The sequence below is a fragment of the Duganella sp. genome (assembly GCF_039595735.1).
In the GTDB taxonomy this organism is placed as follows: Bacteria; Pseudomonadota; Gammaproteobacteria; order Burkholderiales; family Burkholderiaceae_D; genus Rugamonas.
In genome coordinates this window covers 691,267-714,983 of the sequence record NZ_JBCNLB010000001.1, presented here as the reverse complement: position 1 = coordinate 714,983, position 23,717 = coordinate 691,267, and the positions used below count along the sequence as shown (strand labels likewise).

At 62.6% G+C, this 23,717-nt stretch carries 20 protein-coding genes and 1 tRNA gene; 6 read left to right on the top strand and 15 right to left on the bottom strand.

Annotated features, from left to right (window positions below; translation table 11 throughout):
* Positions 1–19: 19 nt before the first annotated feature.
* On the bottom strand, positions 20–2,266 hold the full coding sequence (locus ABDW57_RS03385) for a TonB-dependent receptor (protein WP_343728790.1): 2,247 nt from the start codon (positions 2,264–2,266) through the stop codon (positions 20–22).
* 166 nt (positions 2,267–2,432) lie between these two features.
* On the opposite strand from ABDW57_RS03385, the gene ABDW57_RS03380 reads away from it, so the two are divergent.
* Positions 2,433–3,683, top strand: coding sequence for a divalent metal cation transporter (locus ABDW57_RS03380; RefSeq protein WP_343728789.1), 1,251 nt, complete (start codon positions 2,433–2,435; stop codon positions 3,681–3,683).
* A 25-nt stretch (positions 3,684–3,708) separates the two neighbouring features.
* The gene (locus tag ABDW57_RS03375) at positions 3,709–4,038 is read left to right on the top strand and encodes a hypothetical protein (RefSeq protein WP_343728788.1); all 330 of its coding nucleotides are present in this window, start codon (positions 3,709–3,711) and stop codon (positions 4,036–4,038) included.
* On the opposite strand, the gene ABDW57_RS03370 is transcribed toward ABDW57_RS03375, so the two are convergent.
* Entirely contained in the window at positions 4,031–5,839 is a 1,809-nt protein-coding gene (locus ABDW57_RS03370) for an EAL domain-containing protein (RefSeq protein ID WP_343728787.1), read from the bottom strand. The two genes, ABDW57_RS03375 and ABDW57_RS03370, sit on opposite strands and share 8 nt — an antisense overlap.
* Positions 5,840–6,454: 615 nt before the next feature.
* The gene (locus ABDW57_RS03365; RefSeq protein WP_343728786.1) at positions 6,455–7,060 is read right to left on the bottom strand and encodes a LysE/ArgO family amino acid transporter; all 606 of its coding nucleotides are present in this window, start codon (positions 7,058–7,060) and stop codon (positions 6,455–6,457) included.
* 89 nt (positions 7,061–7,149) lie between these two features.
* On the opposite strand from ABDW57_RS03365, the gene ABDW57_RS03360 reads away from it, so the two are divergent.
* Positions 7,150–8,034 carry a LysR family transcriptional regulator ArgP gene (locus ABDW57_RS03360; RefSeq protein ID WP_343728785.1) on the top strand — a complete coding sequence of 295 codons (885 nt, stop codon included), beginning with the start codon at positions 7,150–7,152 and terminating at the stop codon, positions 8,032–8,034.
* Here the strand turns inward: ABDW57_RS03360 and ABDW57_RS03355 are convergent.
* The gene (locus ABDW57_RS03355; protein ID WP_343728784.1) at positions 8,031–9,113 is read right to left on the bottom strand and encodes a histone methylation protein DOT1-like protein; all 1,083 of its coding nucleotides are present in this window, start codon (positions 9,111–9,113) and stop codon (positions 8,031–8,033) included. The two genes, ABDW57_RS03360 and ABDW57_RS03355, sit on opposite strands and share 4 nt — an antisense overlap.
* A 20-nt stretch (positions 9,114–9,133) precedes the next feature.
* Positions 9,134–9,499, bottom strand: a complete 366-nt coding sequence (locus ABDW57_RS03350; RefSeq protein ID WP_343728783.1) for a DUF5710 domain-containing protein — start codon at positions 9,497–9,499, stop codon at positions 9,134–9,136.
* 60 nt (positions 9,500–9,559) lie between these two features.
* On the opposite strand from ABDW57_RS03350, the gene ABDW57_RS03345 reads away from it, so the two are divergent.
* Positions 9,560–10,201: a hypothetical protein gene (locus tag ABDW57_RS03345; RefSeq protein WP_343728782.1), complete on the top strand. Its 642-nt coding sequence runs from the start codon at positions 9,560–9,562 to the stop codon at positions 10,199–10,201.
* Positions 10,202–10,216: 15 nt separating this feature from the next.
* On the opposite strand, the gene ABDW57_RS03340 is transcribed toward ABDW57_RS03345, so the two are convergent.
* From ABDW57_RS03340 to ABDW57_RS03330, 3 genes are read right to left on the bottom strand one after another with little or no spacing between them, the layout of a single operon-like run.
* Positions 10,217–11,323, bottom strand: coding sequence for a Gfo/Idh/MocA family oxidoreductase (locus tag ABDW57_RS03340; RefSeq protein ID WP_343728781.1), 1,107 nt, complete (start codon positions 11,321–11,323; stop codon positions 10,217–10,219).
* 55 nt (positions 11,324–11,378) lie between these two features.
* Complete coding sequence (locus ABDW57_RS03335) at positions 11,379–12,110, bottom strand: hypothetical protein (RefSeq protein ID WP_343728780.1); 732 nt, start codon at positions 12,108–12,110, stop codon at positions 11,379–11,381.
* A complete protein-coding gene (locus tag ABDW57_RS03330) occupies positions 12,110–12,613 on the bottom strand; it encodes an RNA polymerase sigma factor (RefSeq protein WP_343728779.1) in 504 nt (167 codons plus the stop codon). Before ABDW57_RS03330 ends, ABDW57_RS03335 begins: the two co-directional genes overlap by 1 nt.
* A 95-nt stretch (positions 12,614–12,708) precedes the next feature.
* On the opposite strand from ABDW57_RS03330, the gene ABDW57_RS03325 reads away from it, so the two are divergent.
* Positions 12,709–13,986, top strand: a complete 1,278-nt coding sequence (locus tag ABDW57_RS03325) for a S8 family serine peptidase (protein ID WP_343728778.1) — start codon at positions 12,709–12,711, stop codon at positions 13,984–13,986.
* Between the two features lie 98 nt (positions 13,987–14,084).
* A complete protein-coding gene (locus tag ABDW57_RS03320; RefSeq protein ID WP_343728777.1) occupies positions 14,085–14,789 on the top strand; it encodes a hypothetical protein in 705 nt (234 codons plus the stop codon).
* Positions 14,790–14,836: 47 nt separating this feature from the next.
* Here the strand turns inward: ABDW57_RS03320 and ABDW57_RS03315 are convergent, their stop codons facing one another.
* The 7 genes from ABDW57_RS03315 to rpsU form a co-directional block, all read right to left on the bottom strand.
* Positions 14,837–17,236 carry an ATP-binding protein gene (locus tag ABDW57_RS03315; protein WP_343728776.1) on the bottom strand — a complete coding sequence of 800 codons (2,400 nt, stop codon included), beginning with the start codon at positions 17,234–17,236 and terminating at the stop codon, positions 14,837–14,839.
* Between the two features lie 196 nt (positions 17,237–17,432).
* Positions 17,433–18,002: an FxDxF family PEP-CTERM protein gene (locus tag ABDW57_RS03310; protein ID WP_343728775.1), complete on the bottom strand. Its 570-nt coding sequence runs from the start codon at positions 18,000–18,002 to the stop codon at positions 17,433–17,435.
* Between the two features lie 191 nt (positions 18,003–18,193).
* Positions 18,194–18,272 (bottom strand) — tRNA-Ile (locus ABDW57_RS03305).
* Between the two features lie 44 nt (positions 18,273–18,316).
* Positions 18,317–20,560: an RNA polymerase sigma factor RpoD gene (gene rpoD / locus ABDW57_RS03300; protein ID WP_343728774.1), complete on the bottom strand. Its 2,244-nt coding sequence runs from the start codon at positions 20,558–20,560 to the stop codon at positions 18,317–18,319.
* A gap of 433 nt (positions 20,561–20,993) precedes the next feature.
* Entirely contained in the window at positions 20,994–22,790 is a 1,797-nt protein-coding gene (dnaG, locus tag ABDW57_RS03295; protein WP_343728773.1) for a DNA primase, read from the bottom strand.
* Positions 22,791–22,878: 88 nt separating this feature from the next.
* Complete coding sequence (locus ABDW57_RS03290) at positions 22,879–23,331, bottom strand: GatB/YqeY domain-containing protein (RefSeq protein WP_343728772.1); 453 nt, start codon at positions 23,329–23,331, stop codon at positions 22,879–22,881.
* Between the two features lie 128 nt (positions 23,332–23,459).
* Positions 23,460–23,672: a 30S ribosomal protein S21 gene (gene rpsU, locus ABDW57_RS03285; RefSeq protein WP_008451879.1), complete on the bottom strand. Its 213-nt coding sequence runs from the start codon at positions 23,670–23,672 to the stop codon at positions 23,460–23,462.
* Positions 23,673–23,717 lie beyond the last annotated feature (45 nt).

The following is a 23,717-nucleotide window of genomic DNA, read 5'->3' as shown; positions in this document are numbered from 1 at the left end:
ACAGCGTGCGACGGCGTGCTTACAACTTGCCGTTCAGCGTGATAAACACCTGGCGCGGCGCGCCGGTCAGCAGGGTCTGAGCCGTGCCGTTCGGGTCGCTGGCCTGGAAGCCGTTGGTGCCGATCGAACTGATGTACTGCTTGTCGAACAGGTTGGTGACGTTGACTTGCAGCGACAAATCCTTCACCCAGCCCAGGGACTTCATCTTGTAGCCGGCCGACAGGTTGGCCAGCCAGAACGACGGCACGCCGTTGTCATTCAGGTAGGTGTAGTAACGCTTGCCGGTGTACTTGCCGCCGGCGCGCGCGAACCAGGTGCCGCTCTCGTACGACACTTCGGTGTTGAACAGCTGGCGCGGCGCGTCCACCACAGTCTTGCCGTTGACCGGCACCAGAGTGGTGCCGTCCATGTAGTTGGACTGGTACTTGGAATCGTTGAAAGTGTAGGAGTTGAACCAGCTGAATTCGCGGTTGAACTTCCACACGGCGATCGCTTCCACGCCCTTGGTGTCGACCTTGCCGACGTTGACCAGGGTCGACGGGCAACCCAGGATGCCGGCGCAGGTGGCCACACTCAGCTGACGGTCGTCAAAGCGGGCGTTGTACACGGCCAGCGAGCCCTGCAGGTTGGCGCGCTTGAAGCGGTAGCCGAGGTCGATATTGGTCGAGGTCTCCGGCTTGAGGTTGCCGACGCCGGCGTTGTAGGCGGCCTGGGTCTGCGAGAACGGACCGGTCACACCCGGCTGGTGGGCGCGCATGTTTTTCGAGGCCGAGCCAAACACTTCATCGTCGCTGGTGACGGCGTAGTTGAAGCCGGCCTGCGGCAGGAATTTCTTGTCGGCGGTCAGCTCGCCGGCGGCACGCGTGCCGACCAGATTGGTGGCCTTGATATTGACGTCCATGGCCTTGAAGCCGGCGTTCAGTTTCAGCTTGCCGTCCATCAGCGCCAGCGTGTCCTGGACATAGTACTGCGAGGTGGTGGTGATGAAGTTCTGCTTCCAGTCGGTGGCAAACGGCTTGGACAGGAAATACATGGTGTCCGCCGGACCGGTCACGGCATAGTAGTTGCGGCTGGCCGTGTGGTTGTTACGCTCGCCCCACAGGCCGGCGTTGATGGTGTGGCCGCCGATTTCCCAGGTCAGGTCGCTGATCACGCCGTCGCGGCCGATGGTGTACTCGGTGGTGCGCAGCGAAATCGGGTTGCTGGCGTTGGTTGGCACGTACGGGGTGTACCAGTGGCCCTGGCCCTCGTTGTCGTGGTGGTAGATGGTGGTTTTCAGATCGACGTTGCTGCTCAGATGCAGATCCAGCGTCAGGCCGCCGATGGTGTCCTTGCGCAGGCCGCCGGCCGAGTAGTAGGCATCGTCGAGGCTGGTGACGCCGCCGGTGAAGATGCCCTTGGCAGCGTTGACCGCGCGATTCCAGTCCGGCTGGTAGTTGTCCCAGTCGTAGCCGAGGCGCTTGATCATCTCCAGCGACATGTCCTGGTAATCGACTTCGCGGCGGTCGGAGTAGTTGACGAAGCCGGTCAGGCTGTTGTCGCCAAAGTTGAACACGAAGCGCGAATTCAGCTGATCCTGATCCTGGTCGCCGGCGCCCTTGGTTTTCTCGGTGCGCTGGCGGGTGCCGCTGATGTAGGCCTTGAACACGCCGTTGATCAGGCCGGTGTCGACGCGGGCGAAGGTGCGCGAGGTGGAATCGCTGCCGAAGGTTTGGGCGAAGGTCAGACCGCGCTCATCGGTCGGCGCCAGGGTGAAGAATTGCACCGTGCCGCCCAGGTTGCTGGTGGAGGCGGTGCCCAGCGCGCCGGCGCCCTGCGACACCGACACGCTGCCGATGTTTTCCGACGAGATGGCGCGGCTGATGTGCAGGCCGTTGTTGTTACCGTAGGTCATATCACCAAGCGGAATGCCGTCCAGCGTGAAGCCCAGCTGGTTCTGGTTGAAGCCGCGGATGCTGAAACGGGTCGACCACTCGTAAGCGCCAAACGGGTCGGCCGACTGGAAGTTCACGCCCGGCAGTTTTTCCAGCACCTTCAGCGGGCTGGTGCCCGGCAGCGCTTCGGCCAGGTCGGCCTTGTTGATGTTTTGCACCTGGCGCGACTGGCCGCGGCCGGTGATTTCGATCGACTGGATCGGACCGGCCAGCGCGCCGGCGGCGGCGCTGTCATCCGCTGCGGCATCGGCCGGTTCGGCGGCGTAAGCCTGGCAGGCCAGCGCTTGCAGGACGACCAGGCACAAAGGTTTCAGAGGGAAGCGCTGTGGCATGATTGTTTTCTTTCTTGCTAAGTTATTGGAAAATAAACTGGCAAGATTGTAGGAAGCCGATGTGACCATGCGATGACGCCGGCGTGACATCTTGATGACAAGGTTCGCCTGCGTACAGAAGCCGCTCGGAGCCAGCTCTACCATGGCGGTAAAAACAGGAGACATCATGGACAAAGGCTGGCTCAGCAAGCTCGGCCCCGGCCTGATCACCGGCGCCGCCGACGACGATCCCAGCGGCATCGCCACCTACTCGCAGGCCGGCGCGCAATTCGGCTATGGCATGTTGTGGACGCTGCTGCTGACCTACCCGCTGATGGTGGGCATCCAGGCGGTCAGCGCCCGCATCGGCCGGGTCAGCGGCCATGGCCTGGCCACCAATATCCGCCGCCATTTTCCGCGCTGGCTGCTGTACACCATAGTCGCGCTGCTGCTGGTGGCCAACGTCATCAATATCGCCGCCGACATTGCCGCCATGGGCCAGGCCGCCAGCCTGGTGGCGGGCGGCCGCGCGCACTGGTACGCGGCCGCGGCCGGCGTCCTGTCGGTGCTGCTGCAGGTGGCCCTGCCCTACCAGCGCTACGTGCGGGTGTTGAAGTGGCTGACGCTGGCCCTGCTGGCCTATGTGGCCACGGCGCTGACGCTCAGGCTGCCCTGGGGGCAGATCCTGCATGCCGCGCTGCTGCCCAGGATCTCATGGCAGCCGGATTACATCACCACCGTGGTGGCCATCTTTGGCACCACCATCAGCCCTTATCTGTTCTTCTGGCAAGCCTCGCAGGAAGTGGAAGAGCTGCGCGCCGACCCGGCCGCGCAACCGCTCAAGCACGCGCGCCAGCAGGCCGGCGCGCAGCTCAGGCGCATCAAGATCGACACCCTGACCGGCATGGGCTTCTCCAACCTGGTGGCGATGTTCATCATGCTGACCACCGCCGCCACGCTGGGCGCGCATGGCATCACCCAGATCCACTCCTCGGCCCAGGCCGCCGAAGCGCTGCGGCCGATCGCCGGCGATTTTGCGTTCGCGCTGTTCAGCATGGGCATCATCGGCACCGGCTTGCTGGCGGTGCCGGTGCTGGCCGGCTCGGCGGCCTATGCCATCGCCGGCGCCATGCGCTGGAGGAACAGCCTGGAACTGCAGCTGACCGGGGCCAAAAAATTCTACGCCATCATCATCGGCGCCACCCTGGCCGGCACCGCGCTGTGCTTGACCGGCGTCGACCCGATGCGCGCCCTGTTCTGGAGCGCCGTGCTGAACGGCGTCATCGCGGTGCCGGTGATGGTGGTGGTGATGTTGCTGGCCATGCGCCGTTCGGTCATGGGCACGCTGGTGATTTCTCCGCGCTTGCGCCTGCTGGGCTGGCTGTGCACGGCGCTGATGGGACTGGCGGTAGTGGCGATGTTTGCCACGCTGGGGTAAGCTGGGGTTTTCCGCGGGAGGTGTGATGCGAACCTTACTAGCACTGCTGCTGACTGCCCTGACCGCCCTGCCGGCGCTGCCGATCGACCGCCCCTTCCCCGCCAACATCCTGCGCGGCAAGTTCACGCCAGGCTATTTCCCTGACATCACGCTGGACGGCAAAGCGCGCCAACTGGCGCCATCGGCCCGCATCTTCAACGAAGACAACCGCATTGAAATGCCGGCCGCCGTGCGCGGCAAGGATCTGGTGGTGAATTACACGGTCGATGGCATGGGCTATATCGACCGCATCTGGATCCTCAGCGCCGAGGAAGCGGCGCAAAAAGTGCCGACCGCGGCCGAGGCGGCTAAATAGCGTAGTCGCCGTGCACCGCCGGCGCCTGGCTGCGGCGCTCGTCGGCAAAGCGCAGCAATTCGTCCGGCGGGAGCGGCCGCGAGATGTGGTAGCCCTGCAGATAGTGGCAGCCCATTTTTTCCAGGATGGCGGCCTGCCCGGCCGTCTCCACGCCCTCCGCCACCAGTTGCAGGCCGAGGCTGTGGCCCATGGCAATGATGGCGTGCACCAGGCTGTTGCTGCGCTCGCTGTGCTCGATGTCCATCACGAAGGCGCGGTCGATCTTCAGGGTATTCAGGTGGAACTGGGTCAGGTAGCTGAGCGAGGAATAGCCGGTGCCAAAGTCATCCAGCGAAATGCCGACGCCGAGCGCCCGCAGCTGGGCCAGCACGGCTTGCACGTTGGCGGCGTCTTCAATCAGCACGCGCTCGGTCAGTTCCAGTTCCAGCTGGTGCGGCGACAGGCCGTTGCTGATCAGCGCCTGCGACACCAGCTGGAGGAAATCAGGATCGGCCAGTTGCCAGGCCGAGACATTGATGCTGATGGTGACATCGTCCAAGGCGCTCTGCTTCCACTGTCCCATCTGCCGGCAGGCCTGCTCCAGCACCCAGGTGCCAAGCGGGATAATCATGCCGCTGTCCTCGGCCACCGGGATGAAGCGGTCCGGCGACACCGGCCCCAGCAGCGAGCTATGCCAGCGTAACAAGGCCTCCACCTTGGTCAGCCTGCCGGTATGGGCATTGGTGATGGCCTGGTACACCAGATAGAACTCGTTGGCTTCGATGGCGCCGCGCAGGGCGCCGTCGATCACCAGACCGTCCTTGGCGGCGGCGTTCATGGCGTCGTTGAATACGCGCTGCTCGCCACGGCCGGCTTTCTTGGCCTCGTACATGGCAATGTCGGCGCAGCGGATCAGGGTATCGCTATCATCGCCGTGATCTGGATAGCAGGCGATGCCAATGCTGGCCGTGACGCTGATGGCGTGATAAGACAGCTCGAACCCTTTGCCCATCGCGGCGATGATGACGTCGGCGCAGTCGATGGCCATCTGTTCCGCGCTGTTGGGAGCAAGATCGGGGATGATGACGATGAATTCGTCGCCGCCAAAGCGCGCCAGCACGTCGCACGGGCGCAGCAGGCCATGCAGGCGGTTGGCGGCGGTGCGCAGCAGCTCGTCGCCGGCGGCATGGCCGAAGGAATCATTGACGCGCTTGAACTTGTCGAGGTCGATGAACAGCACGGCACATTCGCGCCCGGCCGTCACTGCATGCGCCACCTCCTGCGCCAGCCGCAGCGACAGCGCGTGGCGGTTGTAGAAGCCGGTGACCGGATCGATCCGGGCGGCTTGGTATAGCAAATCGTCCTTCTTTTTACGCTCGCTGATGTCCAGCAGCTGAACCAGACAGAACAACCGGCCGCGCTCGATGTACGGCGAGCCCAGCAATTCTACCGGCAGACTATTGCCATTTCGCAAACGCATGACGGCGGTGTCGGAGATCGGGTATTGCACATCCTTGGCTTCGAAACGGCGGAAATATTGGTCCGCCATGTCGCGCGTGAGGTTGGGCAGCAGGTCGCAAACATGCAAGCCAATCAACTCCTGTGCGTTGTTAAACCCGAGCAATTTTGCACAGCGTTCATTGGCGACGTGGACATAACCACGCCGGTCGCGGATCAGGAAGCCGTGGCTGAGGCTGTCGATGGTGCGGGCATAACGCTGCTGGATTTCGTCCTGGACCGCATACACCAGCCCGAGCATGGACAGCACCTTCAATATGCTGGTGCCCACAAACCACACCACGTACATATCGGGATGAAGCATCGCTGCGGACAGTACATTAAAACCACCGCGCAGCATCAGCGTCAGGCCCAGCAAGCGGTAACGATTTTCAACATGGATCAGTCGCGACCCGGTCCATAACATAATCAGGCCGAGTGCAATGGCGCTGCCCGGCGCTACCCAGTCATCATTCCAATGCCAGAGCAGGCAGAATACCCCACTGACAAGCAATACAGATGGCAGCAGCCAGCGCATCGGCACTGCATTTAATTTACCGATAAAAAACTGGGTGCCAGCCCAATAGCCAAGCATACCGATGGTCAGGCTTAAACCATAAAGGTACAGGCGCCAGGATAGCGGCAAAAAATAATCTCCCGTTACCCATAATATGCTGCCGCACATAATGGCCAACTGGCCGGCGCCCCAGAATAGCGCATGTTTTTCCTTGCGCTGCATAAGCCAAAGGAAAATTAATATTGCGCTCAGAATGGCGTCGGCGGAAAACTCCACCACCATCGCTGTGAGATAACCGGGATCTACGCTCATTGAGGTCCGGCGCCGGCGGGCGCTGTTGCACGTTGACTGGTGTCATTGTAAGCCGAACCCGGCAATTCATGCTAAAAATTGGCACGTACTAGCCAGTTTTCAGCTTGAGCGCTACACAAACAGGGAAATCGCCAGCGTCCACATGATCAAGGTGATAATGATGTCGAGGATGCGCCAGGCGTTGGGGCAGGAGAATAGCGGCGTCAAATACCGTGCGCCCAAGCCCAGGCTGCTAAACCAGATCACCGAAGCCAGCATTGCGCCAAGCGCAAAATATAGCCGTCCATTCCCTTCCTGCTGGCCGCCTATCGAGCCTAATAACACCACGGTATCGAGATAAACATGGGGATTTAATAAACTGAATGTCAGCATCGCGGAAATCACCGAGCGGCGATTGGGCGCCGCATTATTGTGATCATTTACCATGGCAGACGGATTGAATGCGGAGCGTGCCGTACGTAGTCCGTACCAGAATAAGAATGCGGCGCCAGCGATTTTAATCCAGAATAATAGCGTCGGTGCCTCGCTGATCAAGCGCCCCATGCCTGCCACGCCGGCGGCAATCAAAACCACATCGCATAAAATACATATCGCAATGCACGTCAGCACAAATTCGCGTTTTAACGCCTGCCTCAGCAAATAAGCGTTTTGTGAACCAATGGCAACGATCAGGCTGCCGCCCAAACCGATGCCTTTCAAAAAAGCAGTGGCTTCCATGGCCTTCTCCGGTGCAAAAAAAGCGCCAGATTACGGCTTGGGCGCAGATAAGTATAATTAATATTATTTTCCAAATATTAGGATAGCTAATGAGCCGGGTAGACTACCGTGGATTGGCGGCGCTGGACGCCGTGATCGATTATGGCAGTTTTGACAAGGCCGCGGCCGCGCTGGCGATCACCCAATCGGCGGTGTCGCAACGCATCCGGATGCTGGAAAACAGCGCCGGCGAATTGCTCATCGTGCGCAGCCAGCCGCCCTCTCCGACCGAAGCCGGACAGCGTCTGATTGCCCATTACCGCCAGGTGCGGCTGCTGGAAGCGGCGCTCGACAAACGCCCCGGCGATGCCGACGCCCGGCCGGAAATTGCCATCGCGGTCAATGCCGACAGCGCCGCGACCTGGCTGCAGGAAGCCGTCACCCCGCTGATGCGCAGCGGCGAGTGCATGCTGCAAATCCGCCTGGACGACCAGGACCACACCCTGACCATGCTGCGCGAAGGCCGGGTATTTGGCTGCGTGACCAGCGAAACCGCCCAGGTGGCCGGCACCACCGTCACCGCGCTGGGCGCCATGCGCTATCTCTGTGTGGCATCTCCCGAGTTCGCCGCCCGCTGGTTCCCGGACGGCATGAACGCGCTGGCGGTCCAGCACGCGCCGGTGATGAATTTCGACCGCAAGGACATGCTGCAAACCCGTTTTATCGCCCAGCACACCGGTTACACCGGCCGCTATCCGCACCATGCCCTGTCCAGCTCGGACGGCTATGTGCGCTTTATCGAGGCCGGGCTGGGCTACGGCATGCTGCCGCTCCAGCAGTGCGAGCGGCAACTCAGGCAAGGCACGCTGATCGACCTGGCGCCCGGCAAGTGGCTGGACGTGCCGCTGCTGTGGCATGTGTGGGATATCCAGACCCCGTTCACCCGGGCTTTGTCGGACAATTTGATCGCTACTGCACGCAAATGGCTGCTTTAGCCCATCATCGCGGCCAGATCTTCGCGCGCCCGCGCTTCCCACGCGTCGGCATCCGGCTGATGCAGGTAACGGGCTTCCGAGGCCGGTGCGGCCATCTCTGGCCCGACGCGCTGGTAAATCATCACGCTGGTCCATGACAGGGTGCCGGGCGCGTGCGATTGCAACAGGCGGAACGCCGGATGCTTGATCGGATAGGTGGTGGTGCTGACCAGTGCGCCTTGCGACAATTCGCGCGCCAGCTTGTCGCTGATGGCGTCCATCAGCGGGCCGAAGCAGGTGCTGTACAGGAACACCAGGCTGGCGCCGCGCACGTCCACCTTGAACATATCGTTTTCCAGGAACAGGATGCGGGAACCGAGGTCCAGCAGGTGGCGGCCGGTCGCCATCCCTCCCGACGGCAGTGGCAGCGGGGTTTCCAGCGTCAGCGGCTCGGGCAATGCTTGCAGCCCTTGGCGCGCCAGCGTCAGCAGGCGCACTAATCGCTCTTGCGCCAGCCTGTGGCGGTAATTCAGCAATTCCACGCCTATGCAACGGGTGAAGGGCAAGGTCAGCGCGGCGGTCATGACCACCTTGCCGAGGCCGCTGCCCAGATCGACCATCACGCCCCCCGGCGGCAACAGCGGTTTGACGGCGTCAAAGTAGTTTTCCAGCTCAAAGCGCTGCATTTCGCCGTAGATCAAGCCACCTTCCTGGATCAGCCAGGCGTGGATTTCGTCGTCGGCGATGTCCTCCAGCTTGCGGAAGCCGGGCAGCGGCGCCAGCTTGGGCAGCATGCCCATCGGCAGGATGCTGGCCGGCAGCGTGCCGATCATCACACTCAGGTGAGGACGCAGGCGCTGCAGCAGATAATCGTGGCGCGCTGGTTTTTCCAGGCAGGCGCGCAGGGCATAGCCGATTTCCAGAAACGGCAGGAATGGCGAGTCCGCCTGCAGATCCAGCGTGGGGCGCGCATGCGACTCGCCGCCCTGCACGCTCTGGAACAGCGCCTCGAAAATATCGGCCGGATGCCGGAAACGCTGCACCGGCGCGGTGGGGCGGTTTTGGGTGCGAAAGGTCGGCTGCAGGCTCGTGCTATCCATGGCACGAGAATAAAGGAAGCCTATGCCGGCCGCAATGACTTTAGCATCTTTGCAACATCATCGTAGTGGCCCTGCCAGCCGGAGTTGGCCAGCTTGGGTGCGCACACCGGGCAAACCTCGAACGGATCGCAGTCGTGCTGCAACTCGACGTAATAGCGGCCTATCACCGGCTTGCCGGCATACGAGTCGGTCATCACCGGGCGCGATTTAAGCGATGGCTTGGCCACGGCAGGCACGAAATCGGCGCCGCCCGGCGGCAGCCAGCGTTCAAAGGCCTCGACCGGCTTACCGTCCGGCACGTACCACGACTTGCGTTCGTTGTTCCAGCGCGCGCCCAGCGCCTTGGCTTCATCTTTTTCCGCGAACGGCACTTTAAGAAACATCATCTTCAATCACTCCTTGCAGCAAGGATGACATTTTACTGTCTCAGGTGCGAAAATACCGCCATGCCTACCATCGAACCATTGACTCTCACGCTGGCCGAACTGGCCGAGCGCTGGAACATGACTCCGCAGCAAGTGCTGGAATCGCCGCGCGCGCTGCCCATGTATTTTTACTTTGACGGCCTGGTGTTCGATTTCAACGACAAATGGCACCGCGCCAACGGCGACGCCGGTGTGCTGCAAATGCTGGAGCAGCACAAGACGCGGTTGTCCACGCTGGAAATCGACCTGCAACGTCAAACCATGCACAAGCGCGGCCTGCTGAAGCTGACGCAATGGGAAGAAGCGCTGAGCGATGAAGAGCTGCAAAGCCAGCAGGCGGAAGCCGACCGGCTGAGCGAAGAAATCCCGCGCCTGACCGAACAGCTCAAACAGCGCCGCGACGAACGCCAGCGGCGCGTGCGCAACGGCCTGCTACGCGCGGCGCCGCGCACCGTGGCCGACATCGCCAAGCGTGGCCAGGCCCGCTTCCCGCAGTTTGCCTACATGCCCTACACCGCCAACAAGACCGAAGGCGACACCGCCATTGCCGACGGCGCGGTGGTGGCGCTGGAAGATGGCTTCCCGCTGAAAGAGTTCCTGACCGGCGACGACCTGGTGGCCGCCATGGTGGATGTGCGCGCGGCCGAAGACGGCGCCGCCTGAGCGGCGCCGTCTGTTTTACCCGAGCGCGATGCGCTTCTGCTCGCGCGCCGAGCGATAGATGGCCTCGATGATGCGGATGTCGCGCAAACCTTCCTCACCCGCCACAATCGGCTCACGGTTGTTGATCACGCACAGCGACAGGTGATCCAGTTGGCCAGCCCACTGGGTGGCGCCCGGCCCCGGCTGTGGCGTGATCGGCGTGCTGCGATCCTGGCCGACCCACAGTTTGTTGCCGTCGTAACGCGTGCCCGGCTCCATGTCGATGCGGCCCTTGTCGCCCATCAGCAGGATGTGGTTCTGGTTGGCGCTGTACATCGACATGCAGGAACCGATCACGCCTGACGGGAATTCCAGCTGGAACTCGATCATGTCCTCCACCTCGCGGAAGCGCGGATCGTTGCGGTCGGTGGTCTCCTTGGCGTAGACCGCGATCGGCTCCTCGCCGGTCATGTAACGTGCCGCGTTCAGCGCGTAAATGCCGATATCCATCAGCGAACCACCGCCGGACAGCGCTTTCTTCAGGCGCCAGGCGTTGGGGTTATTCATGGTGAAGCCGTGCTCGGAGCGGAAATAACGCAGCTTGCCGATCTCGCCGGCGCGGGCGCGGCGGATGGCTTCCAGGTTGTACGGTTCAAAGTGGCAGCGGTAGCCGATCATCAGCTTTTTGCCGGCTTTCTTGCAGGCGGCGATCATGGCCTCGCACTCGGCCGACGACACCGCCATCGGCTTTTCGCACATCACGTGCTTGCCGGCGGCAGCGGCGCGGATGGTGTACTCGGCGTGCATGGAGACAGGCAGGCAGACGTAGACGATATCGATGTCCGGATTGTCCTTGATGCTGTCGAAATTCTGGTAATTGTAGATGCTGCGCTCCGGTACGCCGTACTCGGCGGCGACGCGCCTGGCCTTGGCAGGATCGCCGCTGACCAGCGCCACCAGCTTGCTGTGCTGGCAGTTCTTGAACTGCGGAATAATCACGCCCAGCCCGTAGCCGCCCAGCCCGACTATCGCATAACCCAGCTTGCGCCCGGGCGTTGCCGCCATCACCGGCAAGCCTGCGGCCGCCATCGTGATAGCGCTACCAGCAGCAATGGCCAAACTCCGTCGATTCGTGTCTATCATCCCTGTCTCCTTGGTTGTGGTACTAATCCTGGCAATTTTAATGTATCCGCAAGAATCAATGTGCAGGTTTGGCCTGCCAGCCACGCCGCACGGCCTCCTGCTCGCCGCTGGCGTCCAGCGCCTGGCCGGCGATGCGGGCGTCGATCGCGTCCAGCACTGCCGTTGGCATGGCGCTGCCGGCCTGGCGGTAATCGCCGGTCGCCGCGCTGGCCGCCTCCGCCATGACCGGCACCTGCCATTCCTTGCCATTGCGGCAGGCCAGTCCCGCCGTGCCGTGGGTGATGAAACTGCGGCACAGCGCGCCATCCCTGGCGGCAAAGCTGACGCCGATGCGCACCGGGCCGTCGCTGGCGGCCAGTTGCTGCGACAACGCCGTTGCCAGTTGTCCCTGCGCCACCAGTTTGCCGTCAGCGCCCTGCGCGACCGCTACAGCGCCGCCGCCGGCCATCATGCTGCCGGTCAGCACGCCCACCGCCAGCGTGGCGGCGATGGCGCCCCACTCCGGCCACGACCAGCGGCGCGGCGCAGTCCGCTCCACGCGCGCAGCACGTGCCGCGCCCAGGTCAGCGACTTTGTCCGGCAAGGCGGCGGCGGTCAGCGCCGGCGGCACCGGCTCATCGAGGATGGGCGCGAACGCCGCAAACACGTCGGCGCGCAGCGCCTGATGCTGCGCCACCCGTTCGGCCAGCGTTGGATCGGTGTCCAGCGCGCGTTCGATCTCGGCGCGCCCGGCGTCATCCAGTTCGCCATCCGCATAAGCCATCAGGGTTTCATCGGAAAATTTCATTACACATTCCTTGCTTGATCGGATAACAGTTCCTGCAACGCCGCGCGGGCCCGCACCAGCCGGCTGGTCAGGGTGCCGATGGGGATTTCCAGCACCTCGGCCGCTTCCTTGTACGGCAAGCCATCGACCAGCACCAGCGCCACCACCATGCGGTGTTCGTCCGACAGGCGGCTGACTGCCTGCTGGATTGCCATGCGCTGCTGGTGCGCTTCGGCGTAATCGTCGCCCACATGCTCGCCGGCTTCCTCGGGCGCGAACACCGCGTCACGACGCATGCGTGAACGTACCTCATCGATCCACGCATTCTTCATGATGCGGAACAGCCAGCTGTCCAGGCGCGTGCCTGGCTCCCATTGTTCACTGCGGCCCAGGCCCCGCTCCAGCGCAATCTGCACCAGGTCGTCCGCGTCCTCACGGTTATAAGTGATGGTGCGGGCGAAGCGGCGCAGGCGCGGCAGCAGGGCGGCAATCTCTTGTTGGATCGGCTTATCGGTTGCGCTCATGGTTATCCGGTTAACGCTGGCGGGAGGGATTTTAATCCCTGCGCCAAACGTTTATTCGTCATACAGTCTCTTGCTTATACTATCATCCGTTCATCATGCCGATCCGATCGCTACTTGTTGCCGCTATCTGCCTGCTGGGCGCCGCCGATGCCAGCGCGCAGTTGCGCCTGCCCAGCGTGCAGTTGCCGCAACTGCCATTGAACAGCCCCTTGCTGCGCGATACCGGCCGTCTGCTGGACCGCACCGACCTCGCCAACCTGGCCACGGCGCGGCTGGACCAGGTCGCCAACCTGCTGCGCCAGCACCGCGACGTGCTGGAACCCGATCCGCGCGGCGATCCCGTGGTGCGGCATGAAATCCTGGCGTGGTCGCCCAGCGAGGCCGGCCTGGCCGCCGCCCGCGCCGCCGGGCTGATCGTGGTCGACGCGGAGCCGGGCGCGTCCACGGTGGTGTTGCGCGTGCCTGGCCAGGTGGATACCGCCGCCATGCTGGAACGCCTGCGTCAGCTCGATCCGGACGGCGTGTATGACTTCAACCACGTCTACACCAGCAGCGCCGCGCAGCCATCCGGCGCCGGGTCGGACGCGCCACAGGCTTTGCCACGCGCGGCCCACGCGCTCAAGGTCGGGCTGGTTGACAGCGGCATCGCGCGTGACCATGAAGTCTTCGAGCAGGCCCGCATCCAGCCATGGGGCTGCGACGGCCGGGACCATCCCAGCGCGCATGGCACTGCGGTGGCGGCATTGATGGTGGGACGTTCCGCTCGTTTTCGCGGCGTCGCGCCGCAGGCAGCCTTGTACGCGGCGGATATTTATTGCGACAGCCCGGCCGGCGGTTCCGCCGCGCGCATCGCGGCAGCGCTGGACTGGCTGGCGCGCGAACAGGTGGCGGTCATCAACCTGAGTCTGGTTGGGCCGCCCAACCAGATCCTGGAACGGGTGGTGGCCGGCATGATCAAGCGCGGCCATTTGCTGGTGGCGGCAGTCGGCAACGACGGGCCGGCGGCGCCGCCGTTGTATCCGGCCAGTTATCCGGGCGTGGTCGGCGTCAGCGGCGTCGACAAGCGCGGCCAGCCGCTGCCGGAAGCCGCACGCGGTCCGCAAGTGATGTTTGCCGCGCCGGGCAATCAGATGGTCAGCGCCGCCATCGGCAATCCGCCTTACCGCACGGTGCGCGGCACCTCGTTCGCGTCGCCGTTGGTGGCCGCGCTGCTGGCAGATGCCTTGCGCCAGCCTTCGCTGGAGGGTGCCAGACAGGCCATTGCGGACGCGGCGAAAGCCGCCTCGGGCAATCCCTCCGGCGTGCAAAATCCCGAGCTTGGCTATGGCGTGCTGGGTGCGAAATTCCGCGCCGATCCGTCGGCATTCCGCTAATTCAAAAAAATTTTCAGGGCCATGGATTAAACCGTTGAGCCCGGACGTTTTCCTTGCAAGCGCTGCAGATGGTCTGCGGCGGATCCAAGGAGAACATCATGAAAAACATCACCATCGCCAAACAACTGCTGCTCGTCCTGTCCATCGGTGTGGCCTGCTCGGCCCACGCACAATTGCTGGGGCGCGGCGGCGCGGTCGGCGGCATGATCGGCGGCACCGGCAATTTCGGCGGACAGCTCAGCGGCATGGGCAACCTCGGCGGCAACAGCGCTCTGCTGGACCGCAGCCGCTCGGCCACCAGCGCGATCAACACCGACGAGCTGCGTGCCAACCGCAACGCCGACAAGGCCAACAGCGCCAACGCGCAATCCGTCACGCCCACCCCGGCGGCATCGGCAACACCGGCAGCACCAGCGGCCAAACAAGGCGGTTTGCTGAGCGGCGTCACCGGCAGCGGCAGTGGCAGCGGCAACGCACAAGCTTCCGCCAACGCCGACAGCGACGGCATCGGCCAAGCGGCCGGCAGCGCCCTGCAAGGTGCGCGCAGCACCGCCGCCCCGGTGCGCGACGGCGCTAAAACCCAGGCCGAGAACACCCGCAGCTACGCCCAGTCGAGCATGGCAACCGCCTCGGACACCACCAAAGGCAGCAAGCAAGCCGCCGCCAGCGGCGCGCGTGGCACTGCGGACGCCACGACCGCGGTGCAGCCATCGTTCAACGCCAGCGGATCGGCATCCGGCCACGGTTCCGCCACCAGCGCAACCCGGAGCACGTCCACCGACAGCAGCGCTGAGTCGAAGTGAATCGATCCATCACCGCCCGGCCCGATGGGCTGGGCGTGGATGGAGAATCAAGATGGAGCATGCTCCAGAATTTCACTCAACCGGCCGACGTCCAGCGGTTTTACGAAATGATGATGGAATCCGGCAGTGCGCGACAGGACCCGGTCATGCTCCTGCCCATAGCCGGTGAGTGCGATGAACAACGCGCGCCCGGCCGAGGGCCGCATGCGCAGGCGGTGCGCCAGCTCATAGCCGTTGATGTCCGGCAGACCGACGTCGAGGATGAAGATGTCGGGATCGAAGCCAGCAGCAATTTCGATGGCGCGCTGGCCGTCAAAGCTGAGGCGCACCTCATGCCCCAGCACGGCCAGCAACTCGCCCAGCGTCTCCGCGGCGTCCACGTTATCGTCAACGAGCAGCACACGGCGCCCACTGGCGCTCCGTGTCAGCTCGCCCGCAGCCACGCGCGGCGCGGGCGGCTGCTGGTGATGCGCCGGCAAGCACAAGGTGAACCGGCTGCCTTTTCCGACGCCATCACTGTCAGCGCTGACGCTGCCGCCGTGCGCCTCCACCAGACTTCTTACCAGCGTCAGACCGATGCCCAGACCGCCTTCGGAGCGGTCCGGCGTGCGAACCGCCTGGGTGAACATTTCGAACACATGCGGCAGCAATTCCGGGCCGATGCCGCTGCCGTTGTCGCTGACCACGATCCTGACCTGCGTGTCTGGCACCGCGACGCTGACGTCAATTCTGCCGCCGCGCGGCGTGTACTTGGCTGCGTTGGACAGCAGGTTGACGACCACCTGGATCAGCCGGGTGGCGTCGCCCAACACCACGGCAGCATCGGCCGCCACGTGCAGGTGCAGCGTGTGGCCACGGCTGGCAATCAGTGGCCGCGCCTGCTCGACGGCAGCGGAAACCACCGCTTTCAGGTCGGTGGGCAGCAGTTCCAGCTCCACCAGCCCGCGCGTGACACGGGACACGTCCAGCAGGTCGTCGACCAACTCCGTCATGTGGCGCACCTGGCGGTCAATGATCGCGACCGCCCTGGCCTGGCGTGCCGCGTCCGCCCCCTCTATCTTCAGCAATTCCGCCGCGGCCCGGATCGGCGCCAGCGGATTCCGCAGTTCGTGCGCCAGCATGGCGAGGAACTCATCCTTGCGGTTGGCTGCCGCGCGCAGCTCTTCGGTCTGGCTGCGCTGTTCGTGGATATCGGTACAGGTGCCCAGCCAACGGACCAGGCGGCCAGCGGCATCATGCACCGGCAGTACCCGGCCCAGGCACCAACGATGGGTGGCCGACGGCTGATGCAGCAAGCGAAACTCGATGTCGTAAGCCTGGCCGCGCACCTGCGCTTCTGCCCAACGCCGCGCGGCGTGAGCGCGATCCCCGGCGTGCACGAGCGCCTCCCAGTCCTGGTGCGTGGCGGTGGGAGCCAGGCCGGTGAACTCATACCACTGGTCGTTGCAGAATTCACGCGTGCCATCCGGCAGCTGAGACCACACCAGGTGGGGAATCGCATTGGCGATCACGCGAAACTTGGCTTCGCTCTCGTTGAGGCGATCGCGCTCTGCGGCCACGCTGTCAACGGCTTCCTGCAGCGCCAATTCGGTGTGCACGTGGTGCGTGACGTCGGTCCCCTGCACAAATATACCGTTGACCTTGCCGTCAGTGCCATACACCGGCTGATACACGAAATCGACCCAGAACTGCGCCAGCGCGTCGTCCCGCCGCAGCGTCACTGGCACGCGGCGTCCGATATAGCGTTCGCCGGTGCGGTAGACCTCGTCCAGCAGGGCCAGGAAACCCTGCTCCACCACTTCGGGCAGGGCCTCGCGCAGCGGCTGATTGACCGGATTGCGTCCGCCGATCAGTTCCCGGTAGCTGGCGTTGGCCAGTTCAAACACATGCTGCGGCCCGCGCAGCAACGCCATGAAGCCGGGCGCTTCCGCAAACAGCTGCTGCAGCATGTCGGCCTGTTGCTGCAGGGCGCGCTCCGCCAGCACCTGGCCAGTCTTCTCGGACAGAATGCACAGCACCCCCTCGACGCCGCCTGCCGGCGCGAAGATCGGCGTGTAGGAAAAATCGAACCAGGCCCGCTCCTCCAGACCATTCCGGCGTATCACAAACGGATGATTTTCAAAGCGCAGCGATTCGCCGGCAAAGCTGCGTTGCAGCAGCAGCGACACCTCGGGCCACACCTCGGCCCAGCTTTCGATCATGGGACGGCCCAGCGCGCGCGGATGCTTGCTGCCAAGCACCGGTAAGTACGCGCGGTTATACAGGAAGATGCGATCGTCGCCCCAGACCAGAAACATCGCGGATTCCGAATGGGTCATCAGATCGGCCGCGGCGCGCAAGGCTGGCGACCAGGCCTCAACCGGCCCCAGCGGCGAATCAAGCCAGTCGACTCCGCTGAGCAGTCCCGCCGTCGCTGGCTTCGAAACATTCAATGCTGGCGGAACCATTAACTGTCCTCATAGACACAAATGGCATCGATCATAACAGAGTGCACGTTGCGCCGGCGTTTTGCAGGCAATCGGGATAGGGGCTGTCGGTGTACCCAACAGCCCCCTTACACCACCCGGCATGCGGGTCCCCACACGCCCAAAAACAAAGCCCAGTCCAATGGACTGGGCTTGCTGGGAAGACTATTCCGACTGCTTAAGCGGCTTTGCGGCGACGGGCGATGAAGCCCACCACGCCCAGGCCAGCCAGCATCATGGCGTAGGCATCGGCTTCCGGCACGGCGGAGGTCAGGTTGCCCAGGTAGACAGCGTGCGACAGGCCGTTGCCGCCGGTGAAGACGCCCGACGAGCTGATATCGATGGTGGAAATGCCGGTGGTGCCGCCGTCAACCAGGTAGAAGCTGTAGAAGTTCGCTTGCTTCAGGCCGATCACGAACAGACCTTTTTGCGCAGCAGTGAAATTCAGCGACATATCCTTGCCGTTGTCGGTGAACAGGCCATTGTTCGCCACGTCAGACTTGAAATAAGACATATCGGTGTCGAAGGTAAAGCCATTGTCGCTGAAGGCCGAGTTGATCTGGCCGATCTGGGTGCTGGTCAGCGAGCTGCCCAGATTGCCGCTGAAAGCGCCGGTGCAGTCAACGTAACCGGTGCTCAACGGGGTGCCGGTGCCGCAGGCGGCTGGGCCTGGCTGTGCAGCGTAAGCGGTGCTGCTCAGTGCCAGTGTGGCGATGAGGCTCGAAACGACTTTGGAGATAATTTTCATGCCTGGTCCTTATGAGGATTGGGTGGGCTGGGAATGTGTCGTCCCTTAGAAGTTATCTAATCGCCACACAAATTATTTTTTAACTAAGTGTATGATAGCACACAATGCATGCTTAGATGCAAATATTTTTATCACCATCGCAACAAAAATGGCAAAATAATAGCTGCCCAAGAGCAGCTATTAAGAAGAATTGGTAGGCCCTCGCGGAGTCGAACCGCGCACCAAAGGATTATGAGTCCTCTGCTCTAACCAAGCATGAGCTAAGGGCCCGAAGAACACGGGAGCATATAGGCTCCCCTAGCCTCAGTCAAGCCTTAGTTACCTTCCAGGAAACTCTTCAGCTTGTCCGAACGGCTCGGATGGCGCAGCTTGCGCAAGGCTTTGGCTTCGATCTGACGGATGCGCTCGCGCGTCACGTCAAACTGCTTGCCCACCTCTTCCAGCGTGTGGTCGGTCGACATCTCGATGCCGAAGCGCATGCGCAGCACCTTGGCTTCGCGCGGCGTCAGCGAGTCGAGCACGTCCTTGACCACGCCGCGCATCGAGGCGTGCAGCGCCGCGTCCGATGGCGCCAGGGTGTTGTTGTCCTCGATGAAGTCGCCCAGATGCGAATCGTCGTCGTCGCCAATCGGCGTCTCCATCGAAATCGGCTCCTTGGCGATCTTCATGATCTTGCGGATCTTGTCCTCTGGCATTTCCATCTTGATGGCCAGCGTTGCCGGGTCCGGCTCGGCACCGGTCTCTTGCAGAATCTGGCGCGAGATGCGGTTCATCTTGTTGATGGTCTCGATCATGTGCACCGGAATCCGGATGGTGCGCGCCTGGTCGGCAATCGAGCGCGTGATGGCCTGACGGATCCACCACGTGGCATAGGTCGAGAACTTGTAGCCGCGCCGGTATTCAAACTTGTCCACCGCCTTCATCAGGCCGATGTTGCCTTCCTGGATCAGGTCAAGGAATTGCAGGCCGCGGTTGGTGTATTTCTTGGCGATCGAAATCACCAGACGCAGGTTGGCCTCGGTCATTTCGCGCTTGGCCTTGCGCGCCTTCATTTCACCGGCCGCCATCTGGCGGTTGATGTTGCGCAGGTCCGGCAGCGGCAGCACCACGCGCGCCTGCAGGTCGATCAGGCGCTGTTGCAGCTCCTTGATGGTCGGGATGTTACGGCCCAGGATGGCGCTGTAGGCGTGGCCGGCAGCCACTTCGCCGTCCACCCATTCCAGATTGGTTTCATTGCCCGGGAACACCTTGATGAAGTGGGCGCGCGGCATGCCGCACTTGTTCACGGCCACGTCCAGAATCTGCTTCTCGATGTGGCGCACTTCGTCCACCTGGCCGCGCAGGGTGTCGCACAGCTTCTCGACCACCTTGGCGGTGAAGCGGATGCCGAGCAGCTCGGCCGAGATCGCTTCCTGCGCCTTGACGTAGGCCTTGGAGTTGTAGCCTTCCTTCTCGAAGGCGCGGCGCATCTTGTCGAACTGCAGGGAGATGACGTCGAATTTTTCCAGCGACGCCGCTTTCATGGCTTCCAGCTGCTCGGCCGAGTAGCCGGCCGCGGCGCCCGATGGGCTGGCTTCTTCCTCTTCCTCTTCTTCCTCTTCTTCCTCGTCCTCTTCTTCCTCTTCGTCGTCCGAGGCGGCGCTCGGCGCCGGCGCGGCGGCATCTTCGTTTTCGTCGACCAGGCCGTCGACGATTTCGTCGATCTTGATTTCGTCGGCGCGGATGCGGTCGGAGGCGGCGATGATTTCGGCAATCGTCACCGGGCAGGCGGAAATCGCCTGGATCATGTCTTTCAGGCCGTCCTCGATGCGCTTGGCGATTTCAATCTCGCCCTCGCGGGTCAGCAGCTCGACCGAGCCCATCTCGCGCATGTACATGCGGACCGGGTCGGTGGTGCGGCCGAAATCGGAATCAACGGTGGACAGCGCCGCCTCGGCAGCGGCCTCGGCTTCGTCATCGCTGGTGACGGTGGCAACATTGTCGGACAGCAGCAGCGTCTCGGCGTCGGGCGCGTGTTCGTACACGGCAATGCCCATGTCGTTGAAGGTGCCGATGATGCCTTCGATCGCTTCCGGATCGACGATGTTGTCGGGCAGGTGGTCGTTGATCTCGGCGTACGTGAGGAAGCCGCGTTCCTTGCCGAACTTGATCAGGGTCTTGAGTTTCTGGCGGCGGCGTTCGAGTTCTTCCTCGGTGGCCTCGGTGTCGGACGAGAAGGCGTCCTTGAGCAAGGCCTTTTCCTTGGCCTTGCGGTCCTTGGCTTTGGCCTTGTCGACGGCCTTGAGCTCGGCGCGTTCCACCGCGTTCAGCGCGGCGACTTCGTCGTTCTCAGGCTGGAATTCTTTCGGTTTGCGCCCGCGCCGGCCCGGCACTTTGACCGTGGGCAGCACGTAACCCGAAGTATCGATCGCCGCCAGGGCAGCCGCGTCCGTGGTCTGGCTGACCGCTGGCGGTTTGCTGGCAACGCGCGTCTCCGGCTTGTCCGCCGTCTTGGCGGATTTGGCGCTCACTTTAACCGGCTTTTCAGCCGCTTTGGATTCAGGTTTCTTGATTGGCACAGGCGCTTTCGATTACGGATAAAGTTTCGATCCCCGGGGATCACTACGTCTTCGAACTTGCCGACTACACAAGTCCGACAATACTACGACTTACTTACACCTGGGTCAGGCCGACCGAGTCTATAGAGAATTCCAAGGAATTCTACTGCATCGGACACGTGCGTGGGGGCAAGAAACCATGACTCGGTTAGGTAGCAAACAGACTCGTTGCTAAACCATAGCTGGCCCTGGCCGCCGACACCCGTCCTTGCGCGTCGATCAAGAGCCTAACTCACTGAAAACAAACACACTCTGAACAGAAAAACGATGCCAAAAATTACAACACTTAGCGTTTTATTATAGCACGTCACTTTTCAATTTCCAGAGGGAAGACCGGCACGTCCCCCGCTGGAATGATGACAGAAACATTACGTCACAAACCGCACAACAACACTTACCTGTTCGGCAATTCCGCCTGGGCCTCGCGCAGCAGCTGATCTTGCTGGGCGGTCAGCTCGCGGTAGCGCACGCCGATCTCATCGGACGTCAGCCCGGACGCAAACAGCTGGCTCAGCTCCTGCTTGAGCGCATCGTGCTTGACCTGGCGGATCGCCGCCCGCAGCACTTGCCGCTCGGTATCACGCTCTGACTCCGGCTCCTTGACGATTTCCGCGATGATGCTGTCGTACTCGTCGCCCTGCGACTTCAAATGCTGCGCAAACGCCGCGAAATTGCCGCTTTCTCCCAGCATCTGCGCCGACGCCACCAGCTGTCCCAGCCGTTCGGCGGGCTCCGCGCCAAAGAACTGGAAGGCCGTCAGCGCCGCCGCATCGACATCCAGCGCCAGCGACGGGTGCGCCACCAGCAGACGCACGATCTGCAATTCCAGCCCCTTCGGCTGCGGCCGCCCGCTTTTCGGCGGCGCAATCTTGGCTGGCGCCACCGGCCTGGACAACTCGAACAGCGATTCAATCTCGTAGGTCGAGGTCATGGTCACCTGCGCCAGCGCATGCACGATCTGCAGGCGCAAGGCGGTGGGCGTCATCGCCTGCAGCATCGGCTTGGCGTCAAACTGGGCGCGGGCCCGGCCTTCCGGACTGCCCATGTCATGCTCGCCCACCGCTTCCTTGATCAGGAATTGCGACAGCGGCATGGCTTCCTGAATTTCCTGTTCAAACGCTTCCTTGCCGTAGGCGCGCACGTAGCTGTCCGGATCGTGCTCGGTGGGAAGGAACAGGAACTTGATGGTCTTGTTGTCCGTCACGTGCGGCAGACAGGCTTCCAGCGCGCGGCGCGCGGCGCGGCGGCCGGCCTTGTCGCCGTCGAAACTGAAGATCACCGTGTCGGTCTGACGCAACAGCTTCTGCACATGGTGGGTGGTGCAGGCGGTGCCGAGGGTGGCCACGGCCTGCGGGAAACCCATCTGCGCCAGCGCCACCACGTCCATATAGCCTTCCGTCACCAGCACATACCCCGCATCGCGGATCGCCTGGCGCGCCTCGAACAAGCCATACAGCTCGAAGCCCTTTGAAAATAAAGGCGTTTCCGGGGAATTCAAGTACTTGGGTTCGCCCTGATCCAGCACCCGGCCACCGAAAGCAATCACCTGGCCCTTGGTGTTTTTGATGGGGAACATGACACGCTCGCGGAAGCGGTCATAGCGCTTCTTGTTGCCGCCGTCCTCGTCCACGCGGTCAATCACCAGGCCGGACTCGGCCAGCACCACCGCATCGTAGTCGGGGAACACCGAGCGCAGGTTGTCCCAGCCCGGCGGCGCATAGCCGAGGCCGAAGCGGGCGGCGATTTCGCCGGTCAGGCCGCGGTTTTTCAGATAGGCGATGGCGTTTGGCGCGCTGCGCAGCTGCAACTTGAAAAAGTCGCTGGCGCGGGTCATGGCGTCGGTCAGCGCCATGGTCTGGGCCTGCATTTGCGCGCGCTGCGCCGGCGGAATCTTGTCGTCCTGCTCGGGCACAACCATGCCGACGCTTTGCGCCAGCTCTTTCACGGCATCGACAAAGCCCATGCCGGAGTATTCGATCATGAAACCAATCGAGGTGCCATGCGCGCCGCAGCCGAAACAGTGATAAAACTGCTTGGTCGGGCTGACCGTGAAGCTGGGCGACTTTTCATTGTGAAACGGGCACAAGCCCATGTAATTCGCGCCGCCTTTTTTCAGCTGCACATAACGTCCGACAACGTCGACGATATCGACGCGGTTCAACAAATCGGCGATAAAAGTTTGTGGGATCACAGGGGGCTGAACGGTCTTGTTGTAGATCAGACTATACCGCCGCAGCCGATGTGCTTTGACGCACATCAAACTGCGGCGGCGGACTTGCTTAGGCTGCCGGGGACAGCGCTTTCTTCACCAGCGCGGACACCACGGTCATGTCGGCGCGGCCGGCCAGCTTCGGCTTGACGATGCCCATGACCTTGCCCATGTCCTGCGGACCGCTGGCGCCCGAGGCGGCCACGGCGGCAGCCACTTCAGCGGCGATTTCCTCGTCCGACAGGCCGGCAGGCATGTAGGCGCTCAGCACGGCCAGTTCGGCTTTTTCGATGTCGGCCAGGTCGGCACGGCCGCCGGCTTCGAACTGGGTGATGGAATCCTTGCGCTGCTTGATCATTTTTTCCACGATGGCCACGGTCTGGGCATCGTCGACTTCGATCTGCTCATCCACTTCCTTGCGCTTGATTTCCGCCAGGATCAGGCGGATGGTTGCCAAGCGGCCGGCTTCCTTGGCGCGCATGGCGGTTTTCATGTCTTCGGTAATCTGTGCTTTCAAGCCCATGGCGTTTCTTTCAGAAAATAGTGGAGTAAAAATGCGAAAACCCGCGCAGGCTCGAAAGCCGGAGCGGGTATTCTCTTAGATGCCGCTAGCCACAACCGGCAAGGCCAGGTTGTACTGCGTAAGCGATCTTAGAAGAGTTTTTTCGGCAGCTGTTGGCTGCGGATACGCTTGTAGTGACGCTTAACAGCAGCAGCCAGCTTGCGCTTGCGCTCTGCGGTTGGCTTCTCGTAGAACTCGCGTGCGCGCAGTTCGGTCAGCAGACCGGTTTTTTCGATGGTGCGTTTGAAGCGACGCATTGCGACTTCGAACGGCTCGTTTTCTTTAAGGCGAATAGTGGTCATGTAAAAATTCAAACCGTTGGAGGTTATAGGGAGACAGAGACTATA